Raw genomic sequence first — 25902 nt, 5'->3', positions numbered from 1 at the left:
AAGTTTAGTGCCCGCTTTTTCAGCTAAATACGAACGCGATCTTACACCATGTTTTGTGTCTCGATATACTCAGCAATCGTTTGGAATTCGACTCCAGACTTCGATTTGAAGTATTCGAGTAACTGCTCAAGGTGACTAAGTCTGTGAGCTTGCCCGCTAATCTGTGGATGAAGTGTGAGAACGAAAACACCGTTCTCAATGTGCTGGTGCATCCAATCGAACTGCTCACGCCAAGCACTGAACACAGCTTCTCCGTTTGCAAAGCCTTGACCTCGGCGATAGGCAAACGCCGGGAAGTCATCGCGCTGCCAAGAAACCGGGACTTCAACGATATCTGTTTGGGTTCCTCGGTCGAACGGCCCATCTTCGGGAGCGTTCCAATTGGCCGGTACGAAGTATGGTTCGAAATCCGCGGCCATTTGGCTCGAGTCCCATTCAAAGTTCAGTTCCTGCAGAATCTCGAGCGTGTGTAACGAGAAATCCCACGAGGGGGAACGGTATCCTGTCGGCTTACGCCCAGTGAGTGATTCAATACACTCAATCCCCCGCTCAATGTCCCTCCGCTCTTCCTCTTTTGATTCAAACTCTGATGGGGGCTTGTGAGTCCATCCGTGATGCTGAACGTCGTGCCCCTCTGACCAGACGGTTTCACATCGCTCTGGGAAACTCTCTAAAGTGTGCCCTGGGATGAACCAGGTCGTATCGATACTGTGTTTGTCGAATAATTCGAGCAACCGCGGTGCACCATGATCGACACCGAATAAGCCTCGAGAGATGTTCGTGGGGCTTTCCCATGCATCGAACAAGTACAACCAGGGGGACACTCCGTCGAAGTCACAACTTATACAGACCGTTGATTGAGGCATGGCTGGCGTAAGCAGGACAGTAAGGTAAAAGTTAGCACACCGGCTGGATCTGCTATTGCATATCCTGTCAGGCCGGTTCAGCAAACGTCAACATTCTCTGTGGGTTTTCTCGACTCATCACTGAGATCTGCCTATCACTAATTCCACGGTCGCGCATCATCGGCACTACAGTATCTAGAATATGCGTGTATCCATAGCCACCATACGTAGATCGAGTAGTCTTCGATGCGACGTCATGGGACAACAAGATGTTCTCGAGATAGCCTGCCTCGATTAGTTCCTTAATCGAATCCACTCGCCACCTATCAGACGGGTAGCCGTCTTCAAACACTTCCAGATAGGAATGCCTCCCAAACAAATCATATTCGAGATATGCACCACGCTTTGCGATTTTCTTCTGGTAGGAGAGATCCTCATACAGCGATCGATCGATGTGGCCGATTACGACCTGTTTAGGGGATAACCCCTCCTGTTCAACGATATCTAGAATTTCTAATCCCCATCGGGAGGTGGGGTATGTTCGGTCGCGTTGGCTTTCTTGGGTCTTTCCGGGTGGGTGGATTGTAAGCGGTGCTCCAGTGCGAACAGCGGCACGCGCTGCCGCACGGAGAACTTGCCGCTCAGCATCTTTGATTTGCCCGCTGAGCCCGATTTCACCGATGATACCTGCACGTACGTCAGTCCCGCCAATCCCTTTACAGACGTCATCGACGAGTTCTTGTGTTATATCTTTCACAGACCGATGGGAAATCGACTGTGGGTGTGCAGGTTCTATGTAGTAGCCTGTTCCGTGAATGATGGTGAGGCCGGTTTCACGAGCAACTCCTCGAACGCGTTCAGGATCTTCGCCTACGTTTTTCGGTGTGACATCGACAACCGTATCGCCACCAGCACGAGCGAACTCGCGCAACTCACTGACTGCTTCCTCGACAGAGTCTGCTCGCATGTTGTCTTTGTGCATAAACGGGTTCTGGCGAATCCAGGCCAGGTTCTCCATTGATACAGGTTCTCGAGCAATTGCGCGTTCATAAGCAGACGTGGGCTGGCTAAACAGTGCCTCAGTGCCATCAAAGAATACGTGCTCATGTGGAAGTGTAACTCCGAGAGTACTCGGGTCGGTCGTACCAGTGACTGTGACGACACTTCCTTCGTCTTGTGTTGACATACCGCCTACCACGTTCTAAGTCAATGTATACGTACGGTTACCGGAGATGGCGTTGTCAGTCGGGTGGTGCTGCTTTCGTTTTTAGATCCAGGCATTCGCTGCACAAATAGCGCAACTTAACGTGTGCTGTGATAATGTGTCTATATGAGCCGTGGATTCGGCAACTATTCTCTTGACCACGTTATCGTTACAGACCGGACCCTCGAGGCGATGACCGATCAGTTCTCCAAATTGGGGCTGGAACCAGTCCCCGGTGGCGTCCACGATAATGGGATCACTCACAACTCCATTCTTGGATTCGATGATGGGTCCTATATCGAGTTGCTTTCGACTGTTCAGCCAGGCCAGCACCCACCTCGGCGTAAAGACCTCATCTGGGGCTCTGCTGGCCCTGCTGGGTGGGCTATCTCACCCACAGACTTCGATCGTACCATGCAGACGCTCACTGAACGGGAGGTCCAAGTCAACGAACCCATGGCGATGAGTAGACAAACAGGTGATGGTGATCTACTCGAGTGGGATGTTGCGTTCCTCGGTGACTGTGTTCCAGGTACGCGGTATCCATTCTTGATCGCTGATCGCACCCCGCGGAAACTCCGGGTTCAACCCGCAGACAGCGTAACCGGAACGGAACTCGTTGGTGTTCAATATGTTCTACTTGGGGTGGCTGACCTTGAGAAGGCCGTGACCGATTATCAGCATGTGTTTGACCTCTCAGACCCTGTTCGTTGGACAGACCCTGAGCAGGGTCTCGATATTGCTGTCTTTGAGGACACTCCTGTAATACTAACGGCACCACAGAGTATGGATAGCTGGCTCGCAGATAGAATTGAGGACTTCGGAGAACTTCCCTGGGGATTTCTATTGGGAACGACGGATTTTGCTCGTTCTGAGAAGCGGTTCTCTCTCTGTAACTGGGACCAACCACTCACGCAGCGAATCGGATGGCTCGCAGAGGAGTTTGGAAACAGCGGAAAACTAGGTGTTGTCGAGGTTTCTGGTTAGAGTCAGACAATCAAGTGCCTCCATGAGTTTATTACTACTTACGAAAATACCCTCGTATGAGTGGCCAGGGCTATGACGTAATCATCGTTGGAGGGGGAGCAATCGGTGTCTGTACCGCTTATCATCTTTCTCGTAGTACAGACCTGACCATTGCGCTCTTTGAGGCAAATCAAATCGGAGAGGGGTCAACTGGACTATCTGCCGGAGGAATCAGACAACAGCTGTTCCATGAACGCGAAGTGGAACTTGCGATGGATTCAGTCGAGCAGTTTCAGCGGTTCAGCCAGGAGACTGATCGGTTTACTTTTGAGCAAAACGGCTATCTTGTACTTGCACGCACTGCTCGAGAAGCAGATCAGCTGCAAGAAACCGCTCGCATGCAACGCAGGGTTGGTCTCGAAGTTGAAGCCGTGTCACCGACCGCAGTTCAGAGTAAAGTACCCTATCTTACGTCTGATGATATTACTGCAGCAAACTATTGTTCAACAGGTGGAGTTGTTGACCCCGAATTGTTTATCGATTGGATGGCCGAACGGGCGAGAGAAAAAGGAGTCGAGATCTACGAGCATTCACCTGTTACTGACATCAATACACAGAGTGGGCGTGTGCAAGGGGTCCGTGTTGGAGAAAAACGATACGATGGGAATACTACCCTCATCGCTGGAGGCGTGTGGTCAAATGAATTGGTCACTCATGTGGGGGGTTCTCTCCCTCTCGAACCGGTTCGCATTCAAATTGTGGTAACAAGGGAGAATACTGCTGTTTCAGGGACGGAACCATTTGTGATGGACCTCTCAGAGAGTCTATTGTATCGGCCCGAAAAGGGTGGAAAGCTCTTGGTGTGTGGCCAGGGTACACAATCTGCAGTCATTGATCCTTCCAACTATAATAGGGATTATGATCGGTCGTTCGAAATGCAGGTGCGAGATTACCTTGACCGATGTTGTACTGGGCTCAACGATTCCACCATTACGCATGGATGGGCCGGGCTCAAAGCTATCACTCCTAATTCACTTCCACTTATTGGCCAATGTCAGAATAGTGTTGGCTTGTATGTTGCAGCGGGGTTCAATGGCCATGGATTCATGCTTGCGCCTGCGGTTGGGCGAGCACTCAGTACAAAAATTTCAACCGGAAATTGGGGGGCTATTGACCTCGACTTATTCTCGCCATGAGGCTCCTTCTCAAATCGGTCAAAGAGGGTCTTTCCACTCTGAGTGGATTATGATACGTAAGATGCGGACCCCAATCGTGTGGTATTCTAATCCAGATCAATCTCTGGCACGGTGATGGACTTGAGTCTGAGAGCCCCACTTACACATTTCGTCCCAACATCTCCCGTACGGCACTTGAATTCTATCTCGAGTGACTTGGTGGGTATCCGCGGGAACCGATTCAGTTCTTAGGGGGAGGACTACGAGACAACAGTGTTAGAGGCTCCTCAAGTTGGGCCTCAAGGACGTGGCTCGGTCAGATTTAGAATTTTACGTCGACACGGTCGCGGTCGAGGAAGTGCTGCTCGGCCCGGCACGCTGGCGCCAGAATCACAACGGAACGGAATCGATCACCCTCAGCTATCGTGGACACGACATCACCGTCAGAAATGACGGCTGGGTGTTCGTCAATACCGACGAGACGTGAGCAGGTCCTCTTTCGAGTAGTTCAGAAATGAATAGAAAGTGAGTTTTCCTGGCCAAAACAGGGTTCCGCAACTCGTCAAGTGCTGGTCGGTTATTCTTTCGACACAAAATCGACGTCCTGAAATTCGAACTGAGCTCCACCGGCAGCACTCTCTGACACCGCACACGCCCACCCGTAGAGGTCGGCCAACTCCCGGACGAACGCCAGTCCCAGCCCAGTCCCGCCTTCTTTAGCTGCCGTCGTGAACCCGGCTTCAAACACTGTATCTCGTTCCTCTGCCGGAATTCCGGACCCATCGTCCGCTACATAAAACCCGTCCGATCCTTCTCCAACCTCAATGGTGACGCCCGCGCCACCATGTAGGACTGCATTTTCGAAGAGGTTTCTGAACAGGTGCTGGAGGTACGTCTCGTCCGCTTGTATCTCGCCGTCGACCTCAATGTGAAGTGTTGCATCGGGTGCGTCTACTTCCTCCCAAGCGTTCCGTACCACGTCTGCAAGCGATACCGGAGTTCGCTCACCAACGGTCTCTCGTCCATGCGTTAAGACCAGCAGGACGTCAATTATATTCTCGATGCGGTCAAACGCCTCGATGATGTAGTCGACGGCATCCGGGGCCGCCTCAGTCGGCAACTTCTGGCTGTAAATCTGGCCGATTGCAACCGGATTACGCAGTTCGTGGGCGATCATGCTCGCCAGACTCTCGAGACGTTTGTTCGACTCCTCGAGTTGGTCGATCGTCTCCTCGAGTTTTTGTTCGCGCTCAATTTGTTCGCTGATGTCACGCGTCACCGCAATGTGAGAGATCGTTTCATTGGGGAGGTGTAGTGGTGCTGCGTGCGTTTCCATATTCCGGCGCGTTCCCTCAAGCCCGATAATATCAAACTGCAAGGTCCCATTTTCACCCCGACAAATTCGCTCGTTGAACTCACGGAACCGTGCACGGTCCTCGGGGGCAATCAGGTCGTAGACGGATTCGCCGATTACGCTCTGCGCCGAGTCGGCCTCTGCCATTTCGAGGCCGGCAGTGTTCATCTGGAGGAGGGTACCGTCGCCGGCGACCGTCTTGATGCATTCGGGCGTGGCCTCAATAAGCGCACTCAGATGTTCTGTGCGCTCACGCAGGTCCTGTTCTCGCTGTTGGCGTTCGAGTTCGTATCTTACCCACTGCCCCATCGACTCGAGAAACGCGTATTCGTCATCTGAGAAGCCTTCGTCCCTCGGCTGAGAGGTGATGAAAAAGAACGTCCGATCAGTATCGCCGGAGATCTCGATATGGGTTCCGAGGTATGCTTGGATCCCGAACTTCTGATACACATGGATGTCGTCGTATCCTTCCTCGTGGGGGTCTGAAACGCTTCCAGCCGCCTTGATCTCGGTGGCAGCAGTGCAATAGGTTTCTGAGAGCGGTAGTTCAACACCCGGTTCGAAATGCTCGTGATCGTCGCTGACGTACTCAATCTCGAACCAGTCCTCTTCTGTATCGACTCGAGCTTGTGCTCCTAATTCGAGGTTGAACCGGTCGCATCCCAACTCAAACAGTGCCTGAAGCTTCTCCTCGAACGGTTGGTCTGTGCTGGCGATGATTTCAGTTTGCCTGCGTGTGAATCGTTGGCGTTCCTCGAGTTCCGCTTTCGCGTCAGTTTGCTCACGGAGCGTTCCTATCATTCGCTCAACTTCGCGAGTAGGGCGGTCAGGGCCGAGGAATTCAGAGGGTGGCGTATAGTAGGAGTTGTGACTCACGCGGTTGTCATGAATCAGGTGCGGGTGGGTATTGATGACATCGCGGATGACCTCCGGCGGGAATCGCTCGCGATTGTACTGACAGAGCGCCATTCCGTCTACGTCCTGAAAGAGATAGTTAGCCTTGCTCTCGCATTTCAGAAGGTCATCGACACGGGCGTCATCGTCTAAAATAAAGGACATCTCACCAGTAACGCGGAGTGCTTCGTATTCCTCAGCCGCCTCCCTGGTAGCATCGTTGAGAAACGACAGTGTATCCTCCGGATCGAATGATCCAGTCCGAAGATAGGTTTCCTGTTCCTCGTGAATCGAGAAGGCTCCTGACTCCAAAGCGCCATCTACGTCGATTCCCCCGTCTTGCATCGCCTCTATCACTTCTTCTCGAGAGGTTTCGTGAGTGATGTAGACACAGCGTTCACCCTGCTCGAGGCCTTGGCGGATATAGGGGACGACTGCCGCGAACTGCTCGTTGCGGGTCTCGTAGATAAGCGCAAGATGGTCGTTAGTGTGTTCATGGTCGTCAAGGTGTTCGGCAGGCCCAGTAAACGCCGGGCTTTGGCGCAGTGCGTCGAGGCCGTGCTCCCTGCCCGGCGTGTTGCGTTGGTGGTCCTTTTTGACCGGTTGACTCATTGAATGTGATACTTTTGGCGCACAGTTAAAAGTGATGTTGCCAATGGTCACTTCCAACAAGTGGTATGCCCTATATCTATAGTATCTGGGCCATTAAGCGGGTTGATCGAAGTCCCCCGAGCCCATCAGGAACCGTATTCGATTAGCGCCACTCTGCTATTAGTAACCTGGCTTATAGTTCTCCACAAAATGGTTTTGTGGAAATTGGATGAAGAATATCACTGTAGGCAAGCGGTTGCTCTTTGTCATCGGTATTGGTCATGTTGTGTCACTGTTCGTCCTCGTCTCTCACCCGCGGACAGAGAATTGAACTCTCTTCAGCGAGTCCGAACAGGTCGTTAAGGTTGACGCCCGCACGCCGGCCGTCGGCACGAACCGCGTACCATAGATTCGGTCACTGTTTTGTTTATGCTGGAGTGTGCGACTCCAGGATACGGTATTCTTCTGACAGGGAATCCCAGAGGTGATCGATCTCGTCGAGTGACTGCGTCTGTGCGATTTGAGCCTGGAGCTCAATACAGTCTTCAATTGGGAGTACTCCCTGCAGGGTCGCCTCTCTGACGACCTCTGCGAGCACGGATTGTTGGTATGTGAGGGGGGAATCTGTCACAGTCTGTGCCCCCATAGATGCCAGCCTATCTGTTTGGAAACCGGTAACACTTAACGGTGATTATTGTACGATCTACGCGAAGGGCCAAACGCTCACTACGGGGACGACGTTCATACTACCCATTTCCTGACTTTGTACATCTTACTGAGAAAGTCTTTTTACGTTGGCTGTGAATATCGATGCGAGCGTCCATGGGAGTTAATAACACTCATAGCGGCCTGAATGTCCAGTACGATTCGGCATCATGGCTCGTCACAGCTGTCGGTATAGTACTCGGAGTAGCTGGTGTTGCATTTCTCGTTACTCATCCAGAACCGCTCACCGCCTGGGCTGTCGAGCTCGCACTCGTCAGCGCTCCGGCTGCAGCAATCATCTACGGTGGCTACTGGATCGCAGCCCACGATGTGCCTCATAAGGATGGCTGGCACATTGCAAAGTGGTGTCTCGCGGGGACGATCACCGCAGCAGTACTGCTGTTTGGATACGTAAGCGCCGAACAGATAGCGGGGGCAACCGTAATCAACCCTGAGCTGCTGATCTTGCTGGGTGCTCTCGGTGGGGGAGTCGTATCGCTGTTCACGGCGATCTCGAATGAGCGACGGTATCTGGATGTCGCTCTCGATACCGATGAATATCGATTGGTTGCCGCAGGTGCTGCGCCGTTCTCCGCTGACGCACAAAAGTTCGCCGAACTCGCAGCAGATACACGGTCGTGGTACGCTATCTGCGCGCTCAGACTGGCGGACGATCCACTCGATGTTGGATCGCTTGCCGCCCAGATCGCGACAGTCGAAGAGACGGAGCCCCAGGAGGTACAGCTCGAGTTAGTCCACAACCGACTCCCAAAACTGGCTGATGACGGGCTAATTCATTACGAGCCTGACGTGAACGTTGTGTGGACCGACGACCGAATTTCATCAGTAATACAGGCGAGTGAGGAGTTGGCTACGGTCAGTGAATCCATTACCTCGACTGAGCACTAATCGATTTATTCCCCTCCTGATCGATTCACGTGCTGCACTCATGCTCTCTATTCAGAGTATGGATTCGCCAAACGCCACTGTGTGAGGCCTTCAACAGAGCCTCGCGGGTCTCTAACGAGAAATCGTTCGACCTACATGTCGATCTCGAGGCGGCATTTGAGTCCGAGAGGCCCATTAGTTGGGATTTCGAAATCGAAGATTCGATGGTATAGACGTTATCGGGCAAGTGTGCGCTCGAAACGATTTTCGACTCCAACCCGGAGAATGATGACTACCTCCCGGACCAACCCGGCTATTTCTGTACACTCCTCGCCACCGCTCGATGGGACACGACGTAGCGATTGTCTTTCTCTCTGCTCATCGACGAGGCAAAAAATGCGTCTACTGTTCTTATCGATAGCGCGACTTCTGATCACGGTACAATCTAGTTAAGAATTTCTAACGTCGAACAGTGTGTCATCGGTTGTAGCGGCTGTTGCCGTGATGTCTCCAGACGTCCGTGAGTTTTTATGTGAACACGCGGCCAGCCTGGATATGCTTCCAACAGAGCATCCACAAGACGATCTGTTGATCGTTGAAGCGCTCGTGTCGTTTAGTCACCGGCTCGAGACAGTCGAACCAAGACGGGCCGAGCGGGCAGTACAGCTCGCGACAGCCATAGCAAACAGTCACGGATTGACAGTAGTCGATGCACTCGAGCAGGTCAATAGCAGAACCGAGCTGTGAGTAAACTGCTCTGTAGGATCACTAGAAGGCACTGTAATTGGCACAATATCGTCGGAGAACAGTCAACATTGAATCAGTAACGAGAATCCACCGTAGACCCTTGCTTTTGCAGGAATTGGTATATCTAGCAGCGATATGAGTAAAATACGTCTGAATCGAACCGCAACTACCTCTCTCCAACTGGTCCAAAACCGCCGCAGCCTAGTGGTCCCACAGAGCACTCAATTCAGCAGGCATCTCTTGACAGGTCCCTGGGAGAATTATTGCATCACCGTTACCCGCTTCACCTATCCTGAGCATTCAGTGACCTAGCAAAAGGCCAGTTTTGGCTTCCTTGGTTAGATGTAAGCAAACACCCTCTATCGGAAAGCTACTCCCGACCACTGCCTGCTTCCGTCGGCATATTCATCCCGTAGTCGTCAAGCTGAGTCTGCTTGTCAATTTCGGCAAGCACACGCTCTTCGCACTCGTCTCTCAGCTCGTCCTTCAACCCCTCAATTTTCCAATCAACCCATTTGTCCTCTAACACTTGCTCAAGATCGTCTTTAGCAGTGTAGTTCGACACAATCTTGAAATCTGCTCGAGCATTTTCCCAGTCGGATAGGAAGTTGATTCGTTTTCCAGATTCGATCAAGTTGTCAACAATCTCTGAAATACGCTCTTCTGTGTAATTCAACGCATTGTTAGAAACGTACTCCTCAACGTCCCTACGGTTCACACAGGGATGTCGCCCCTTGACCCTCCGTGATTGTACCACGACGCGTAGGCGATCAACAATAATCGATGTTGGCAAGACATCTGCTTGCCCAAAACTCGTCGTCACCCGGTCCAACTCACCGTTTAGCGACGAGATATCGTGTGTATGCCGTCGATCGAGTTCCTCGAGCATCGCATCTGGGTCTTCGGCCTCCAGATTATCAGGGAAGGATGTGGGTCTTGCCTGCCGAATCCACAGAGTGTCAGAGTGTGCATCAACCACCCATGTGATGAAATTAACACCTGTCTCGATAATCTCCTTTGCGATCTTATCACCATGATTGACATACGTCGCCACTACAAATTCCATGTGATTGATTTCGCTCCCGAGGTACTCCTCTTCGATATACTCCTTATGCGCTTCAGCTACCTTTTTGCGCTCCTCAAGTTGGTTCACAACGGTTGGTGCACTAGCCGGTATCGACGATTTCGCCTCACCAAAGATTACGCTCCCATCGAGGTTCCAGAGTAGAAAATCGAAATTCGGGACATTGAGTTCCTCAAGCGGCTCAGCGGTGATGAATTTGTAGCCGGCGGGTTCTCCTTGCGCGAACGGGAAGATTGAATAACTGATCAGCTTGCGGTGCTGCTGTTGAACGTTGATCTCCTCACGGAGGTTTTCACGCTTGGATTGCTCAGGGAACGTTTGGAGCTTATACTGAATGCACTTGCCATACAGTCCCCGATATTTCGTTTTTTGACCCTCTGGCACCGAACTAGGAGGATCAACGTTTGTCATATTACGCCGCAGTCTGTGATTCGTAGAGTTTCATCTTCGCGCCTCCGTCTAACATCTGGATCACAGCCAGATAGAACTCGAGGATCGACGGGAACGAACAGTTGTGTTTCGGAACGATCCGCATTGATTCCTCAGTCGCACTGACATTGAATAGTGACCCTCGATTTTCATCAGTTACCTGAGCAGAGAAATCAAGTGACCCGGCTTGCTTTGTAACGTCGGTGAAACTGAAGTTCAGTCCCTCACTGTTTTTGGTGCCTTTGATGAAACTTTCGGCCTGCATTAGTGTCACTGGGTGACCAAAATCTATCTCACCAGAACTCACTTCTGGCACTTGGATTTTCAAGTTTCCCGGCTCCACCTCGCGCTTTTCGAATTTGATATTGTTCGCAACATCAAGCAAGTCGAGAACGTTAACGACAACCTCGTTCAGCAGGTCGAACAGGATCGTGAAGCTCTCGCGATTGACGGTTTCTAAGGTGAACTTGCCAGAGGTATCGATTCTTATAGAGACATTCTCATGCTCATACTGAATACGAGTTGGGACAACACCGTACTCAGCACGAAATTCATCAAGGCGATCGCGCCCGTCAATACCCTTATATTCGATCTCTCGACTGACATCTGGACGGGTGCGTGCATCAGCTAAGCTCGGAACTCGCTTTGATTTGAACTCGGAAATCCGCATATCGTCATAGGTATTGAGGACAATCTCATTCATTGTCTGGAAGTCCTCAGTCATAATCGGCATCGGCGAGAGGCAGTCACTGTGCTCCGAAACCGGGGGTAGCGCCTGCCGAATGGCTTCCTCGGTTTCAGCTGTGACGACCATTTGGAGTTCGTCTTCGTATTCTCCGACGTAGAATTTAGCCGGCCTCTCGGTACCTTTTCGATCTCTATATTCCCCAACGAACTTCGTAATGTCTCCAAGCTCCTCGGTTTTGTAGTGGCTGTCAAGGTAGTCCCGCCATCCGTCATCAGAAAGGTAAAGGAACGATTTGACACGCTGCCCGTGGTACCCCTCTAAAACGGACTCTGGTGAGTCAAAGATGACTCGGCAAAATTTTTCGAGGGTGTATTGTCCATCGGGTATGTGCATTGGGAGACCTCTGACACCGCTGTTTGGTGAATATGTTACACCGACACGTATATTAGTTCCCCATTTGGGGCGAAAGTGAAAATACGGCTTGAGGGGCTCGAGTGGCGGAATTGTGAGTTTATGTGCGAAGACGAGCCGAAGTGGAGTGATGTCCACGCGACACCCATAGGACGACCTATTGATCGTCGATGCACTCGTCAACTAGGCGTACTTATTCGAGGAGAACGATCCTGGCCGTGCCGATCGCACACTTGAGTTCGCGGACGATCTCGCCGCCAACCATGGTCTAGCAACGACAGAGGCGATCCTCCAGATTGACGACGAACACTATCGGTGAGATCGCGTAGTGGCTCTTAGATCTCAGAAAGGTACCTATCAACGATACTATTTTACCAGATGGATGTATGATGTCGGGTATGCCCATAGATCTCGATTCTAGTGCGTGGGAAAACGCGCAAACCAGTGATGCCATCCTGGCCGAGATAAATAATCTCTTCTGGGACCATAAGGAAAAGGCGTTCAGTGTGAGGGAAATTGATGAATATCTGCTTGAAGAGCATCCGGGTCTGTACCCCGCTGATTTAGTTGGGTCCGAAGCTATTGGCGGGGCAAAAGCAGCCCGTCAGTCAATTGTGACGAACGTCCTCTTCAACCGATACTGGAACTCAGAGTTCACCTTTCGGTATATCACGCCTGAAGACGGTGCAGAACCTGGACTCTATTTCGCAGACGATGGTGTTGGAATCAACCCCGTCGCAGAGATTGACGAGGTGAAGGACCCTGATCCGGATTCAACTCTCGGAACACTCGAAAGTCGGTTCCGTAAGATAGAGAGGAATGCCAATAACCAATCTGAGTTAGAGGATCGGATTTCTCGTTTAGAGTACCGAGTTCGAGAAGAGCATGGGATGTGGTGATTTCAGCAACCACTGGTCAAGGAGACCACGATCCGTGAAACGTGGCGTTCATCGTAGTCTTAGCGAAAGTCCACTAATTGAGGGTGATGGAGATTGAATTACCTCATTTCTGATATAAGCTACTGAGCTACACGCGATCGGGGGTTCCTGCTACCCGTATCGGCTACCGAGAGCGTATTGATACACTCAAATATGCCAATCACCCGGACCTATTTGGGTATCGTCAACTTGGTTCAGCGTTCTGCTAATCCCAGATTCGAGGGATTCGATATTGTACAACCAAAATTATTCCGGTGTAAAAGATCCCTTGAAACGCTGGTAATCGGCGAGAGAACGGACAGGATATAGGTTTAGAGAAGGCGACCCTATAGTTGTAGATCAGGACTTGGAGATCTGACTGATCAAAAACATTGTGGATGGCCACGGAATATTTTAAGAGGAGTGCGATACGGCCACTGCTTATATACTCTCTTGGCTTTGTGGAAGTCATCGAACAGTGATAGATTATTGTGGCTGTACTGAATACAGAGCGCGGGCCGTGTTTTGATGCGGCAACAATCGTCTCCTACGCGTTGTTCTCTACATCCGAAACTGGTCTGTGATGTGGTCACACCGTATTCTGGTTAGACGAAAGGACTCCTGACTCGTCCGTTCAAGGGCGTCTAAACAAGGCTCAGAGCGCGTATTCAGCAGCCAGAACCCATCATTTGTTATGGATATAAACAATGCCAAATTGGCTTCTTTGTCTCTCTGAAATCGATCAATCAACTCTCCGAGCAGACTCGAAATCAAATTCAGCTGTCTTAATTGGCGCATCGTCTGGGACATCGCTCTTATTCAATAATCTATTCGGAAATGCGGCCTGGGCAACGCCGATTAGCTGAGGTTCAGCTTCTGCGAGATACGCATGATAGCCGTATGGTCCGAAATGTGTCTCTGGGTGCCATGCCTTCACCCAAAGATACACCTGATCCTTGAGTCGGTGAGTGCCCTGTTCAAAGAGTTCGCTTGCCCATGGTACCTTTCGTGTATCCTCTTCGAACAATGCCATTGAAAGCTCTCCAATGTGCCAGTAGTTTCCGTCACCCCAACGGGCGAAACTCCGTGTACTTGTCCGTTCAGCTGCAATTTCCTTGAAGTTAGCACTCAATTCGTTTTTCTTCCCGTATGATTCTGCCTTCCCAATGTACCGCGGAACGATAATCGGCTGCTCGCGACTATCGGAGTCGGCAAGCTGGTACATGAGATAAATTAGTCCTTCATACCCGTCGTTCTTCACTCCGCTCGAGTGAACGCATTTTCGTCCTTCTGCACGGATCCGCTCGTCAATAGCGTCTGAGCGCTTGAGTCTCCCAGAGTCGGTGAGTTCCACGTGGAGCTGATCATCCGTTGCGAACAGCGGAACTGGGTCAGCAGTTGATTCATTATCGAAGTCTGGGTAGACGTACTTCTCGAGCCAGTTGGCCCATAGGTCTGCTTTCGTACCCTGTGAAGCACTAATCTCGTTCTGAGGGTGTTGGCTCGTTGTCTCTGCTATCGTAGAATCTATGGTAAGCCAGTCGCTTCCAGCCTTCCCGATTTCATGAAGGACACGGTTCGGTACGAACTCGCGATTCGTCATCGTCCGTCGGTACTCCGGATGTGCGTAAATGAGTCCGATCAATTTGGCTTCGAGTTCTTGCCGATAGGTCGCCAGACCATATGGACACGAGTCGATAGTCTCTACATCCAGAATCCACACGTAGAGCGGTGAATCAGCTGCATCACGAACTGCTGCAATATGGTCATATTTTGAGAAACTCCCCCACGAGCCGTCATCTTCCCAGTCCTGGATTGGGAGTGACTCCGTAATTTTCTTGTAGTGCTGGTAGATTCGAGATCCAATGTTCCGGGATTCACCCACATACACTGGGGTGATGTCGGAGGCCTCGGTAATCGGGTCGTCCGCTAAGTAGATGAGGTACAGGTATTCGCCATCGTTCTTTCCGTATCGATAGCGGTCGAGCGCGTCAGTAGTGGTAAGTTCTCCATTGGCCGTCGACAGGAATGGAACCGGATCAGGCCGATTCGGTTCGCGAATATCATTGAGAAGAGTGTCGTCAACCCATGATCTCCAGAGGTCTGTCTTCGAGACAGTCATGTGAGTGAGATTTGTTCCTTTACTGACTTACCGGTTTCGTCCCTTCAGTGAGTGGGGAAATTCGACTACCGCTTGGGGAATGGCTCCTCGAGGTTCTATCGACAAATCTATAATCAATTACGATTGATGTGATTCCAATACAGTCTTCTGAGATAAAGCAATCTCAGCTAACTATGCCTCGATATCCTCCAACTACCAGACAAAAACGGTTTGCAACTAAGTTCTCATTAGTACTAACGTTTGGCTTCGCCTTTTCCTTTTCATTTGTAAATGTTTATGGTACGTACAGGGCGTTCGAAATCCCAACGGTAGCCGAGGCAGTGGGATTTGTGCTACTGTTCGTTCTTTGGCATCTTGTTGCATTTGCGATACTAATACGCCCAAACATTGACGAATTCACTTTTGAGGACCCACTTCAGGATCTACCCATTACACTCCGCTATCTTGGATTGGCTGTCCTATTATTCTTAATTGACGTATTTCTGTTTTCGTCTTGGACACTCACGCAGACGATGGCTTTTGCAAGTTCCAACCAAGCGGTCATATCACTCGTCTTTTCGGGGTTACTGGTCTTACTATACTACGATCAGCACCGTACCCAACGTCAACAAGTGAGGTTGATGGACCGACAAATGGCACTAGAAGAACGTCGGGCATCATGGCGAGAAGCACAGGAACGACCACGATTGGAGATCAATCACTGGAAATTCATAGAGGATCTTGACTCCATTGCGGATATTCCCGAGAATGAAAACTCGGAAGATCAAGCTGCATCCTTCCTAACTGGCGGACTTCCAGGAAATCAAGCGGGTACCTTTCTGGCACAGCTCTCAAACCGTGGTGGTACAGCGGCTCGATCACTTCGCCTACGCATCGAAGTATTACTCCAAAGTGAAGAACTTCCAAACGGATACTACCATTTGAACGGTTCTTTTCTATTCTTTTCAACAGACCTATACCATATGGATCATAATGCCGTTGACCAATATTTTAAGCGAGATGACGTTTTAATCCCGAAAGAAGAGACCTGTGAGGTCTTCGGCACTATTACAATGGTTTTGATGAGTGAGGTTGATGGATCGAAGGATACGCTTGGAGAGTACTTGCGCCAACTTCCCTTCTCAATTGAGACTGTCGTACTTCGATCCTCCCTCATATACGAAGGTCCAACCGGGACTGAACACACGGAGCCAATAGCTGCTGCCAAAGTCCCTGTTGAGGAGATTGATTCCCTTTCAAATGCCTTTGAGGACAAACGGTTAATTGGTTTTGAAGATGTGCCGACTGTCGGGCCTCAGGCAAGCCGTAGGTTCTTCGAAAGGGAGTTTGCGAACATCACCTGGGACAGTGGAGATATTGTGAAGATCACATACGATATAACCGAACAGTGATCTGGGTGGGTTCCAGATACTGGATGTTTCCGTATTGGCTGAATTAACACTCATACAGCCCAGAGGAGATTAAACCCGCTCAAAGCCATGTATCCGCCGATGTTCTCGCAGAAATTTCGGATGGGGTTGGTGTAGCTTCTTTTCTGGTAGCCGAATCGTTTCAACCTCGAGGCTACTCAATCTCTCATACGTTTCGCAACCTGGCTGATCTCTAACAATCACTCGGTGATCGTCACTGATTCCAATCCAGCCAGAGTCAAACGTCCAATGGTGAAACCTACAGAGAGCAACGCCATTCCGGATATCATCACTGCCATTTTCACTTTTTGGATAAATGTGAGCCGCTTCAACCTCTGGATTGCCTGCGGGAGTCTGCCGCTGTGAACCGCATACAGCGCAGGTGGCATCGTAGACTTCCGTAACTGCACGGCGAAAGGCAGTGGATCGATTACGACGTTGAGTCGTCGTGTACGTTGTCTCAGACTCTGTCAGCTCTGGTTCAACCTGAGATTCCTCGAGAAGCGCCTCTGTTTCTTTTTCGAGTTCTGCTGGTGCATCTCCGAGGTCTCTTTGTGCGTGTTCACGGAGAGCCGCGGTGAGACTACCGTATTTGTCGACCAACCGCTTTTTCCGTTCTTCTATGACGCGTGTGAAGCTCTGTGGATAATAGGTGTTCCAGCCGATATCGTAGTGAAATTCTTGAGAGAAGATATCTACCTCTTTGACATCAGATAGGTAGAATATGTATGGCCATCCATCATTGATATCAGCGACTCGTCGACCTTCATCGAACGATGTCCAAATTTTGCGTGCCAAACGCTGATTCTCCTGTGTTTTGACGACCGTGGCGATATGCGTATACGTCTTTTTCTTCGTGTAGAACAGGACCTTATCGCCCGGTTGCATAGCTTGCCACGCCGATTGGTTCCCGCTAACGACCCCCCACACAGAGATTGAATCGGTATCGAAATTTGGGGCCTCTGGGTAGTTGCTTGGATCAATACCATCCAAAATCGTGTCACGGAAGTGTCTATACGTCCCCTCCTTCTGTTCTCGACTACAAGGTGCAAGAAAGATGTTGTTTGGCTGCGTCATTGACTGAACATGAGCTCCTTGGGTAATAGTCTTGGTTGCTTACCATAATTTCGCTCAGGCGTTACTCAGGCCGTTCGAGGCCAGCTATGATGACGGGAGGGTATCGGCCCTATCGCGGTTCGATGTGAAACTCTCGAACCAGCTCGAAAAGACATCATGGCTGAGACTTTCATCAGTGTCCCCATCATGATCGAGGGTCGCAAGGTATCCATTTCGGCCCCAACCACAGATAACTGGTGAGCCAGCGTGTTCTGTCCGCATCATTCTGTGTTTCGTCAATCGCTCTGGTTCATCGCTTTCCGTGCTAACTCTCGCTAGTAGTTGGCTGAGGATGGGGTTTCCAGGCGCGAGAAAATGTATCGAAGGGAACTCATCCGCACACTCTGCAGAGAACGTAACGGCAATTGTGCTTTCATCTGGTGCGATTGTCTGGGCGATTGTTTGCTCTTGGTGAGGCTTGTCGATCTCGAGGTCGGCACAGTCAAGTCGATACGTCGAGCGCTCGTATCCGAAATCAGCAGCAGATTCGTTACGACTCATCTCAACGTCTAACTCGCTGACCGCTGTGAACGTTATTCCCAACTCCGCAAGTGGCTCATTGCCGACGAGAACTGCCTCGAGACTATCAGTCGTATATGGGGCAGAATATGCGTATTCGGTATCCCCGACATCGATGATGTCTGGGTGTACGTACGACTGCCAGGCCTCGAGTTTCGCTTCATCAATAATATCCTGGGCTACCGGTTTGTCGAGGGAATCAAGCGACTCTCCAACATCAACCCGATCGATTTGTTCCTGGTTACGGATTTGTTTCTCGAACTCCTCTTCTGCTTGTTGTACGGCTTGTGTATCGTCATCAGCTTCGAGGGCAGCAGCTCGGATCTGCTGATTGACGCTCGAGAGGATGGGTTGCATCTCACCGACAACGCTTTCGAACAGGTTGATTCGCGAATCTGCCCGATCATAGATCTCTGTCTCAATTGTGTCCTTGTATCGGTAGTTGAGGATTTTTATTTCTGGGTATTCTTGCCCAATACGGTCGATACGACCGATTCTCTGTTCTACACGCATTGGGTTCCACGGTAGCTCGTAATTGATGAGCGCCCCACATTCCTGAAGGTTCAGCCCTTCACTCGCAGAATCTGTGCATACGAGTACTTCGATCGTTCCATCATCAGCAGCGAACTCCCGTTTCACATGTTCTTTGCCGACGCTGATCCACTCCTTGGTATCAGAGTCGAACACCTCCCCGCCCCGTCCAGAATAAGAGGCCACTGTCTCGCTATGGATTGACGTCAGCCTGTCGCGGATGAAATCCATCGTGTCTGCGTATTGTGTGAAAATAATGACCCGATTGTGACCATCACGCTCTAACTGATCGATATCAGTGAGGAGTTGGTTGATCTTCGGGTCCGAATCAAGGTGTAGCAAGTCGTTCACGAAGGATTCCAATTCATTGATTTCCCGTTCGATCAAGTGAAGCCCCTCATCAGTCATATTCGGAATCAGCTCCGATAGATCAGTGTCTTCGAGATTCGCTTCCAAATCATCGAGCGCTTCAGCATCGCCTAGCCCTTGTTTGGATACTGTCTCCAAAATCAGCTGCTCGCTGTGGTGGTGTGAGCGCTCTTTTGCGCGTTGCTTCCCCTCCACGACAGCCTTCTGCGTACGCAACGTACTGAGGCGGTTCTGAAGGCTTTGAGAGATTGCATAGATGCTACTGGTGAGTCGTTGTCGGTAGGTAGACATCACAAATCCGATTGCTTGTGTCTGGGTGTCATCGGACTGTTGTGCGAGTTTGTAGAACTCTCGTGTGTACTCCCGAATCCGGTCGTAGACTTCCCGAGCGTCATCGGTCAACTCAATCTCTCGAGTTTCCGGTTTCCGCCGTGGGACACGTTCGTCAAGTATGCCCGCCTCTCGGTATTTTCTCAGTGTGTCACGCGTGTTGCGATGAATCAATGCATCAACGGGGGTCGATGCGCTAAAGACCTCTTCAACCACCCGCCACCCAGCATCGCTGAGTTCGTCTAACGCATCCAGCTGATCTCTTCTCGAGTACATCAGCCATTCTTCTTCAGCTTTCCACTCCGGGTAGAAGAGGTACTTCAGTTTCTCGTCTTCGCGAGCCTCGTACGGATCGATATCATACGTATTGAGTGCTTCCTCGAGTGTCTCAATGTAGCCGTCGTAGTGCTCACCATAGTCCGCAGCTAACTCACAGGCGTTCAGCACTCGTTGTTTGGCGATGCTCCGTGCCTGATTCTCATCGAGCTCGAGTTCTGCAGCGACAGCATCGAACACACGGTCCGACAATCGATTCGACGGTAAGCGGTCTTGGTATCGTTGTTCGTCAAGCGTCGCCTGGGCGGACCAAGGCTCTCCTGATGAGGTTCCGTCTCCGTCGAGGACCTCCTGTAGCCCCGTTCGAAGTGCCTGGCGCGTTTGGAAGAAATCGACGAAAGATTCCTTATTCTCCCATCGGCCAGGGAGGTCCAAGAGTGCCATCAGATCATACAGCTCGTCAGTATTAAGCTGCATAGGGGTTGCGGTGAGGAGGTAATATGCTTGCGTATGATTTCGAAGCCGCTCCAGCATTGAGTAGAAATTACTCCCTTTTCGTCCGTTGTGAGCCTCGTCAACGATCACGGCATCCCAGACTCCTTCTCGATTTTCTGTAGGCCGCCCACGGCAGCTTGCAGGGACGTCGTCTCGAGTTCGGACCCGGCCACTGTCTTCTGGTGCCACCTGATTCCAGCGGTCGGTCAGGCGGGCTGTGTGCCAGGACATGATGATGATGCTGGGGGTGTCTGTATCTTGCTGCGTGTGAAGGAAGCGCCAGATAGGACTTTCTACCCATGCTTGGCTGGCTTCATCGTCACTAAGAGAGAGTTCAGATTCCGCTGGTGGTGAGTGTTCGCGTCCGAATGAGTCGATGAAAGCGTATGAATAGTCGCTCCCCCGGTCGTAGCGATAGGTATTCAGATTGAATTTCTCCCACATCTCCTCTTGCCACTGGATTGTGAGGCTTGCTGGGACGAGCAGTAGCCCGGTTTGAAGTTCATCCGTGAGGCTCAGCCGTGAGAGGGTTAGGCCAGTCTCAATGGTTTTCCCGAGGCCGACCTCGTCACAAAGCAGGAAGCTGTTTGGATAGGTGTTGACGAGTGTGTCAGAGACAACCCGTTGGTGAGGCCATGGTGAGATCGTACTGGCGTCTTCAGCCAGTGCAAGTCCACCTGGAGAGAGGTGGCCGTCTGCGATGATATTCGCTTTATCCCGTTCGGTTACAGGTGCCTCCCCACGAGCGATTTGGACCGCCTCCGTGAGTTCTGCTTGGGAGTCTGGATCCTTCCAGTCTATGAGTTCTCTTTTGATTGCCTCAGGAAGATCATAGACTTCGACGTAGGGGTGTTCGTCTTTCCATAGTCGGTTGAACGTGTCTACGTCGCTATCGACGTACGTTGATTGTTGGTCCTTCCACGATCGGTGAACCTTGAATCGCTCATAGTTGTTTTTCCATCCGCCGATAGTCTCGTTGACGCTGCCTTCGAACGACAGTGCATTTCCTTCGTCATCATGGAAGACACCCATCTTGGGGTGGAAGATACGCCACGACCCTTTTCGTGGAATTGCGACTTTGATATGGAGACGGTCGTCTCGAAGAAGGCGAGCGAGAAGTTGGAGTTGTGCGTTTAATTGCTCGTCTTCGAGTTCTTCGAGTGAATCACCGAGTTCGTTGAGGGCTTCGAAGATTGGCCGGTCTGTGGTGTAGAGTTCAGTGCCGACGATCAATCGCATCTCGCCATCGTTCTCGAGGAGTGCATCGATGCCTTTTGATGCGATAGCGAGTGCGCTACTAGAAAAATACCCTGCGATACGATCGTATCGAACGCATCGCTTCAGCGCTGGTACGTAGAATTCATCTATGAGATATGAGCCAGTATCAGAGGGTCGACTCTCGTAAATGGACTCCCAGTTGCGATCTGTGAGGGTAACCATCAGTCAGGATATCTTCAATAACGAGTGGGGGGACTTAACAATACACTGTTTGGAGAGGTGCCGCAGTCTTCGAATTGGGATCTTTGCGGGTGATAGTCGTAGGTCAAATCCGTTTCAGAATGGTTGTGTATTGAGGCCCATCACAAGTCATATTATGTGTGATTTTACAAGTATGGCGGAATATGGGAGAGGGTGTGATGAAGATGTGCATGTATGGTGGGAGTATGTGGAGTTCATAACCAAAAATATGGATGTTTGTTGCTGAGAGAGAACCTCAATACAGTCACGAATGCCGTTCTATATTGAACGGTAGGGTCGTGAAGAGATTCTGACGGGCAATATCAAAGGCGGTGGGCTCCTTTGGTCAATTAGAGCGAGCTGTACACATCGGATAGCAAATAACGAGTGGGTGGCCCCACATGGTGATTTCTTCAGGGCAGAAGGCAGTCATACTATCAGGTACAAACTCGGCTTCTTCCTCGAATCCGACGGTCCCTCCCTTGATTCGGAAGGTTAGATCGTTAGTTCGTTCGACGGCTTCAGTGATACCTTCATGAGGTGTGCTAATGTTATTCCCTGAATACGGGTTGCGAGCAGCGATGATATCGGCGTCTCCAGTTTCTGATTGCTCTAACGGGTATACGCCTTGGAGCATCTGTTCATCAACACGAAGTGAAGCAGAGTTCACTTCTGTTGTTTGCTGTGTGATTGGACCGCCATCATTCTCGAGCAAATTCTCAAGGTCTGGCCATGCTAAGACTGGCTGATCCATGAGAACGCCACATCTCGTATAATATAATACTTCCCACTCAGAGCGGTCTTCGTCTATGTATCGTTTGCCACCACGCAGAAGTAGGTAGAAAAAGCCATATTCGGTTGCTGTGAGGATAGTAAAGCAAGGGCGGTGCATATTGAGTTCACACCCATACTGGGACTCGAGGGTCTGTTTGAGTTCTTCTCCGAGGGAAAACGGATTGTGGAGGTCTTCTCTCAGCTGTTGAAGGCCACTACCGTTGAATCCAAAATCTGAGCAGTGGTAGCTGTAGTATAGCCTTCCTTGTCCAGTGTCGGCTTTGAGGTGGGTCTCTACTTTCTCGATCTGATTTATTACGTCCTCTGGGGTGGCTTGGCCCATTGGCAATGGAACATAACTCGAACTCCCTGGGGTAGCGTTGTCGTAGGTGAGAAGTCCATGGAATGGGACTAGGCTTCCATATCCGCCTAATGAGACCGCTCTTTTATCGTATAGCTTGGTGTCTGCTGACATCTACTGCAATCCTCCCACCAAGGTATAATATACATTTTGGCTATAATTCTAATAAAATAGAAGTACCAGAAATAGCTAATTAGAAGTCGTTGATACTTCGCTGCACAGTCCTCTCATTTTCTTCTGTGAATACATTTGGACTAAAGTCAAGATCGAGCACGTCTCGGGTTCTTCCAGCTGCGAGGTCTCGTACGAGTTCCCAGTCCTTGTGATCGTGGGGCAATACCTGAAGTAAGGATTTGAGGGTCGCCTTGAAGGTGGAGTCGGTGTCGAAGTTCCGTTCACGAAGCCAGTCACAACAGGCACTCTCTCCTTGTACCTCATAGACATGCATTGCCGCGTGGATCTTATCCAGAGCGAGGCTGAAGGAGAGATCGTCTGGGTTCACAGGGAGACGGCTTGAGCGGTCCTCTGGCTTCTCATTAATATTCTGGACGCGATCCTTGTAACTGCGAAGTTTAATGTCACCGCGACTCTTTCGCCAAGTCTTCGTGCTGCGTTTGATTTCGTCAATATTGACACCAATTCCAAGCCCGAGCTGGTGACCCTCGTCGTAGGAGAACGTCTGGGACTCATGGACGAGCCAGCTGAGGATGTACCACTCAGTGATGTTGTCGAGGTCTTCAATTCCTTCCGCTTCGAGATATTCCTCAACGAGGACCTGAGTGACGGCTTCGCGTGCTTCTTCGAGGGCGCGTCGTGGTGGGACCTCGTTGTCTTCGTCATCAACGACCGGATACGCATCAGCAAAAACTCGAAGCGTGGGACCGAACGCACTGATGATGACGTCGGTTTTAGTGAGACTCTGTCTAGAGTCAATAAGATCACGAGCAGCTTCCTTTGCAGCCGATCGTGTGTCTGATTTGACATCACTCCAAAGCGAAGGAGTAGTGTTCTCAACGTCACGCTCTTTGTGAGGTTTTCTTCCTGTAAGTAACAGTGTGGAGTCGGCAGAAGCACTACCTTGCATACCCGCCCTTTGTGGCATTTCACTCGTAATCGGGTGGGTGGATGTAATAACAAAGCCGGATTTTATAAGCGACATGGTCAGAGTATCCCATGCGTCTGTCTCCTTATGAGTGAACATTACAGTCATAACTCCCCCGTTATCTGTTACTCTAAATAACTCGGAGAAGATATCGCTCATCTTCCTTTCGTAGTGATTTTTAGCCAATTCTCTAGTAGAGGTATCGCTTCCTGCGATATCTCGGAATTGGTCGGGATTAGCAACAGCCTCCTCACCCTTTTCTGTCAGATCGCTCTCGAAGATGTTTGGAAAGACATTGTTTAGACACTCTCTCATCCAAACATAAAAGAAGTCAGATAGCTCTGAATACATGATACTACTGTAGTATGGTGGATCCACTATGACCGCGTCCATGGAATTGTTATCATAGGGGAGGTGAGCGGCGTCACCCACAGTTAATGAAGCAGATCGAGTATCCTCTGGAAGATAGTCCGTGAGCTCCCTATACGACCCATATATCTTTTCAAAGTAGGACATATACCCAATTCCACCGACTGTCAGATTATTCTCCACGAAAACCCGCTTGAACGCTAAGTTTTTGTCTTTGAAGGTTGGGTTTGGATATCCTTGTCTCGTATTCCAGTCAGATAATCTACTGTTCAAATCAACCAATTTACTGAGTGTGAGTGTTAGAAGCGTAAGGATAGCTTCTGCCTCCCTTTCAGAGTGTTGCTCATAAATACGTGGCTCTAGGTCCTGAATTGTCTTTACATAGGCATGATTAGTAATTAGTTGGCGTGGCGAAAATAGACCCCTCCATTCATTAATTCCAAATTCTTGGGGCTCAGATGTTTTGTTGCCGTCAGGGATCTGTGTAGAAAGGAATGTAGAGAGCGATAGATCTGATTCGATTATTTCCTTCGCTTTAGCTATTGCTTGCTCATCTTGTTTATTGGGGGCACGAAGGCCATAACCACCATTTTTGTCACTATACCTGACGCAATACGTCTCGTATTCGTAGTCCCTCTCCTGGAATTTCTGCTTTATTTCGTCGTTTTCTGTCACTACTTGGCAATGCATACACTCTGCATTACCACCTCGAGATACAGGCCCATCACTAGGATCGAAATCATCCAGCTCACTTTCAGTTGGTGAGACTAGCAATTCATAGGCATAACTGCCGTTCGCCTCCCGGTGAGGCTTAATTATTGCTCTGTTCCCATTTGCTTCACTTCGAATTCGCCATCGGGTTACTAATGGGATATCCGTTCCACATGACTTACATTCTATTGTATATGTTGTAATATAGTTCGACGGTGTCTGAAACTCCGTGGTACTCGGATAAATATCAGAGACCTCTTCCTCAACAAGGGAATTTACCTTGTTAGCCCAGTTCATCGCATCGTCTTCAATGTCGCCAACATCTGGTGCATATTCTAATAGGACCTTCAGAATTAGAGAGGGAACAGGATTGAGCTCATTCGCATAAGTGGGTAGACCGTAACGAAGAGACTCGTATGGAATTACTCCACCTCCAGCAGTAGGATCTAGCACAGATGGCAATCCACCACCCCAAAATTCACGTAATTTGCCATGAAAATCTTCTAGTTCAGAGGGATCCATAGACCGTGTAAATGGCCTTGGATATCCGTAGTGATCTTCTAAGGTCCCATCACGCTTTTCTTCGCTTGCTTTTTTCCGTTCTATGAACTCCTCGATGCTTCCTTCAATCCCTTCTTTGGGCCCAAACTGCATGAGCTGAAGTAAATCATCAGAATCAGTGTCGTCTGGCAAGATAGACGCAAGAATAGCTAATCGAGCAGCAGGAGTGGGGCGGCGTGCAAACCATGGATGAAGATATCGGTGCGGAGGTAAATACTGAGGGTTGGCCTCTTTGAGGTTCTCAATACCAACCGGCTTGAGTGGCAATTTTCCCTCTATAGCAAGCGGTTTTAGTGGCTCTTCATCTATATCCTGGATTGGCCGTTCACTCATGATTAAATATGGTTTGTTGGTAGGGTTCTAAGTGCTTTCTCTCCGTTCGGATTCGAAGAGCCAACACTTCGCCCACCCATTATTGCATTCCTTGTCACTCATCCCTATGATCCCCGGCAAATATCCGCATCCGACCGATCTGTTTGACACCGAGAAAGCCGGGCCCAG

General features: G+C 50.2%; 16 protein-coding genes. 6 read left to right on the top strand and 10 right to left on the bottom strand.

The features are described from left to right. Nucleotides 1–41 precede the first annotated feature (41 nt). Together AC6I6S_RS19320 and AC6I6S_RS19315 are read right to left on the bottom strand one after the other, a co-directional pair. Nucleotides 42–866: a polysaccharide deacetylase family protein gene (locus AC6I6S_RS19320; protein WP_497952475.1), complete on the bottom strand. Its 825-nt coding sequence runs from the start codon at nt 864–866 to the stop codon at nt 42–44. Between the two features lie 67 nt (nt 867–933). Then, nucleotides 934–2031, bottom strand: coding sequence for a phosphotriesterase family protein (locus AC6I6S_RS19315; protein WP_497952473.1), 1098 nt, complete (start codon nt 2029–2031; stop codon nt 934–936). 144 nt (nt 2032–2175) lie between these two features. Between AC6I6S_RS19315 and AC6I6S_RS19310 the strand changes: the two genes are divergently transcribed. The 3 genes from AC6I6S_RS19310 to AC6I6S_RS19300 all read left to right on the top strand — a co-directional run bounded on the left by AC6I6S_RS19310 (nt 2176) and on the right by AC6I6S_RS19300 (nt 4677). Then, nucleotides 2176–3036, top strand: coding sequence for a VOC family protein (locus AC6I6S_RS19310; protein WP_497952471.1), 861 nt, complete (start codon nt 2176–2178; stop codon nt 3034–3036). Between the two features lie 56 nt (nt 3037–3092). Further along, nucleotides 3093–4211 (top strand): NAD(P)/FAD-dependent oxidoreductase, encoded by a 1119-nt coding sequence (locus tag AC6I6S_RS19305; protein WP_497952470.1) that lies wholly within the window; start codon nt 3093–3095, stop codon nt 4209–4211. A gap of 286 nt (nt 4212–4497) precedes the next feature. Then, complete coding sequence (locus AC6I6S_RS19300) at nt 4498–4677, top strand: hypothetical protein (protein ID WP_497952468.1); 180 nt, start codon at nt 4498–4500, stop codon at nt 4675–4677. Nucleotides 4678–4767: 90 nt separating this feature from the next. Here the strand turns inward: AC6I6S_RS19300 and AC6I6S_RS19295 are convergent, their stop codons facing one another. Beyond that, nucleotides 4768–7050, bottom strand: a complete 2283-nt coding sequence (locus AC6I6S_RS19295; protein WP_497952466.1) for an MEDS domain-containing protein — start codon at nt 7048–7050, stop codon at nt 4768–4770. 801 nt (nt 7051–7851) lie between these two features. Here AC6I6S_RS19295 and AC6I6S_RS19290 point away from each other — a divergent pair. Next, complete coding sequence (locus AC6I6S_RS19290; RefSeq protein WP_497952464.1) at nt 7852–8643, top strand: DUF7344 domain-containing protein; 792 nt, start codon at nt 7852–7854, stop codon at nt 8641–8643. 1096 nt (nt 8644–9739) lie between these two features. Here the strand turns inward: AC6I6S_RS19290 and AC6I6S_RS19285 are convergent. Further along, the gene (locus tag AC6I6S_RS19285; RefSeq protein ID WP_497952462.1) at nt 9740–10864 is read right to left on the bottom strand and encodes a hypothetical protein; all 1125 of its coding nucleotides are present in this window, start codon (nt 10862–10864) and stop codon (nt 9740–9742) included. Between the two features lies 1 nt (nt 10865). After that, complete coding sequence (locus AC6I6S_RS19280; protein ID WP_497952460.1) at nt 10866–11963, bottom strand: hypothetical protein; 1098 nt, start codon at nt 11961–11963, stop codon at nt 10866–10868. A gap of 416 nt (nt 11964–12379) precedes the next feature. Here AC6I6S_RS19280 and AC6I6S_RS19275 point away from each other — a divergent pair, with 416 nt between their 5' ends. After that, on the top strand, nt 12380–12880 hold the full coding sequence (locus tag AC6I6S_RS19275) for a hypothetical protein (RefSeq protein ID WP_497952459.1): 501 nt from the start codon (nt 12380–12382) through the stop codon (nt 12878–12880). 760 nt (nt 12881–13640) lie between these two features. On the opposite strand, the gene AC6I6S_RS19270 is transcribed toward AC6I6S_RS19275, so the two are convergent. Beyond that, a complete protein-coding gene (locus tag AC6I6S_RS19270) occupies nt 13641–15020 on the bottom strand; it encodes a GIY-YIG nuclease family protein (RefSeq protein WP_497952457.1) in 1380 nt (459 codons plus the stop codon). Nucleotides 15021–15652: 632 nt separating this feature from the next. On the opposite strand from AC6I6S_RS19270, the gene AC6I6S_RS19265 reads away from it, so the two are divergent. After that, entirely contained in the window at nt 15653–16411 is a 759-nt protein-coding gene (locus AC6I6S_RS19265; RefSeq protein WP_497952456.1) for a hypothetical protein, read from the top strand. Nucleotides 16412–16480: 69 nt separating this feature from the next. Here the strand turns inward: AC6I6S_RS19265 and AC6I6S_RS19260 are convergent, their stop codons facing one another. The 4 genes from AC6I6S_RS19260 to AC6I6S_RS19245 form a co-directional block, all read right to left on the bottom strand. Further along, nucleotides 16481–17506 (bottom strand): HNH endonuclease, encoded by a 1026-nt coding sequence (locus AC6I6S_RS19260; RefSeq protein ID WP_497952455.1) that lies wholly within the window; start codon nt 17504–17506, stop codon nt 16481–16483. 84 nt (nt 17507–17590) lie between these two features. Continuing rightward, nucleotides 17591–21304: an SNF2-related protein gene (locus AC6I6S_RS19255; RefSeq protein ID WP_497952454.1), complete on the bottom strand. Its 3714-nt coding sequence runs from the start codon at nt 21302–21304 to the stop codon at nt 17591–17593. A 565-nt stretch (nt 21305–21869) separates the two neighbouring features. Beyond that, nucleotides 21870–22772 carry a hypothetical protein gene (locus AC6I6S_RS19250; protein ID WP_497952452.1) on the bottom strand — a complete coding sequence of 301 codons (903 nt, stop codon included), beginning with the start codon at nt 22770–22772 and terminating at the stop codon, nt 21870–21872. A gap of 79 nt (nt 22773–22851) precedes the next feature. Next, a complete protein-coding gene (locus tag AC6I6S_RS19245; RefSeq protein ID WP_497952451.1) occupies nt 22852–25734 on the bottom strand; it encodes a DUF1156 domain-containing protein in 2883 nt (960 codons plus the stop codon). Nucleotides 25735–25902 lie beyond the last annotated feature (168 nt).

The sequence above is a fragment of the Natrononativus sp. DTA114 genome (assembly GCF_059736515.1).
The sequence above is the reverse complement of the archived record's forward strand: the minus strand, read 5'-3'. Positions and strand labels throughout refer to the sequence as shown.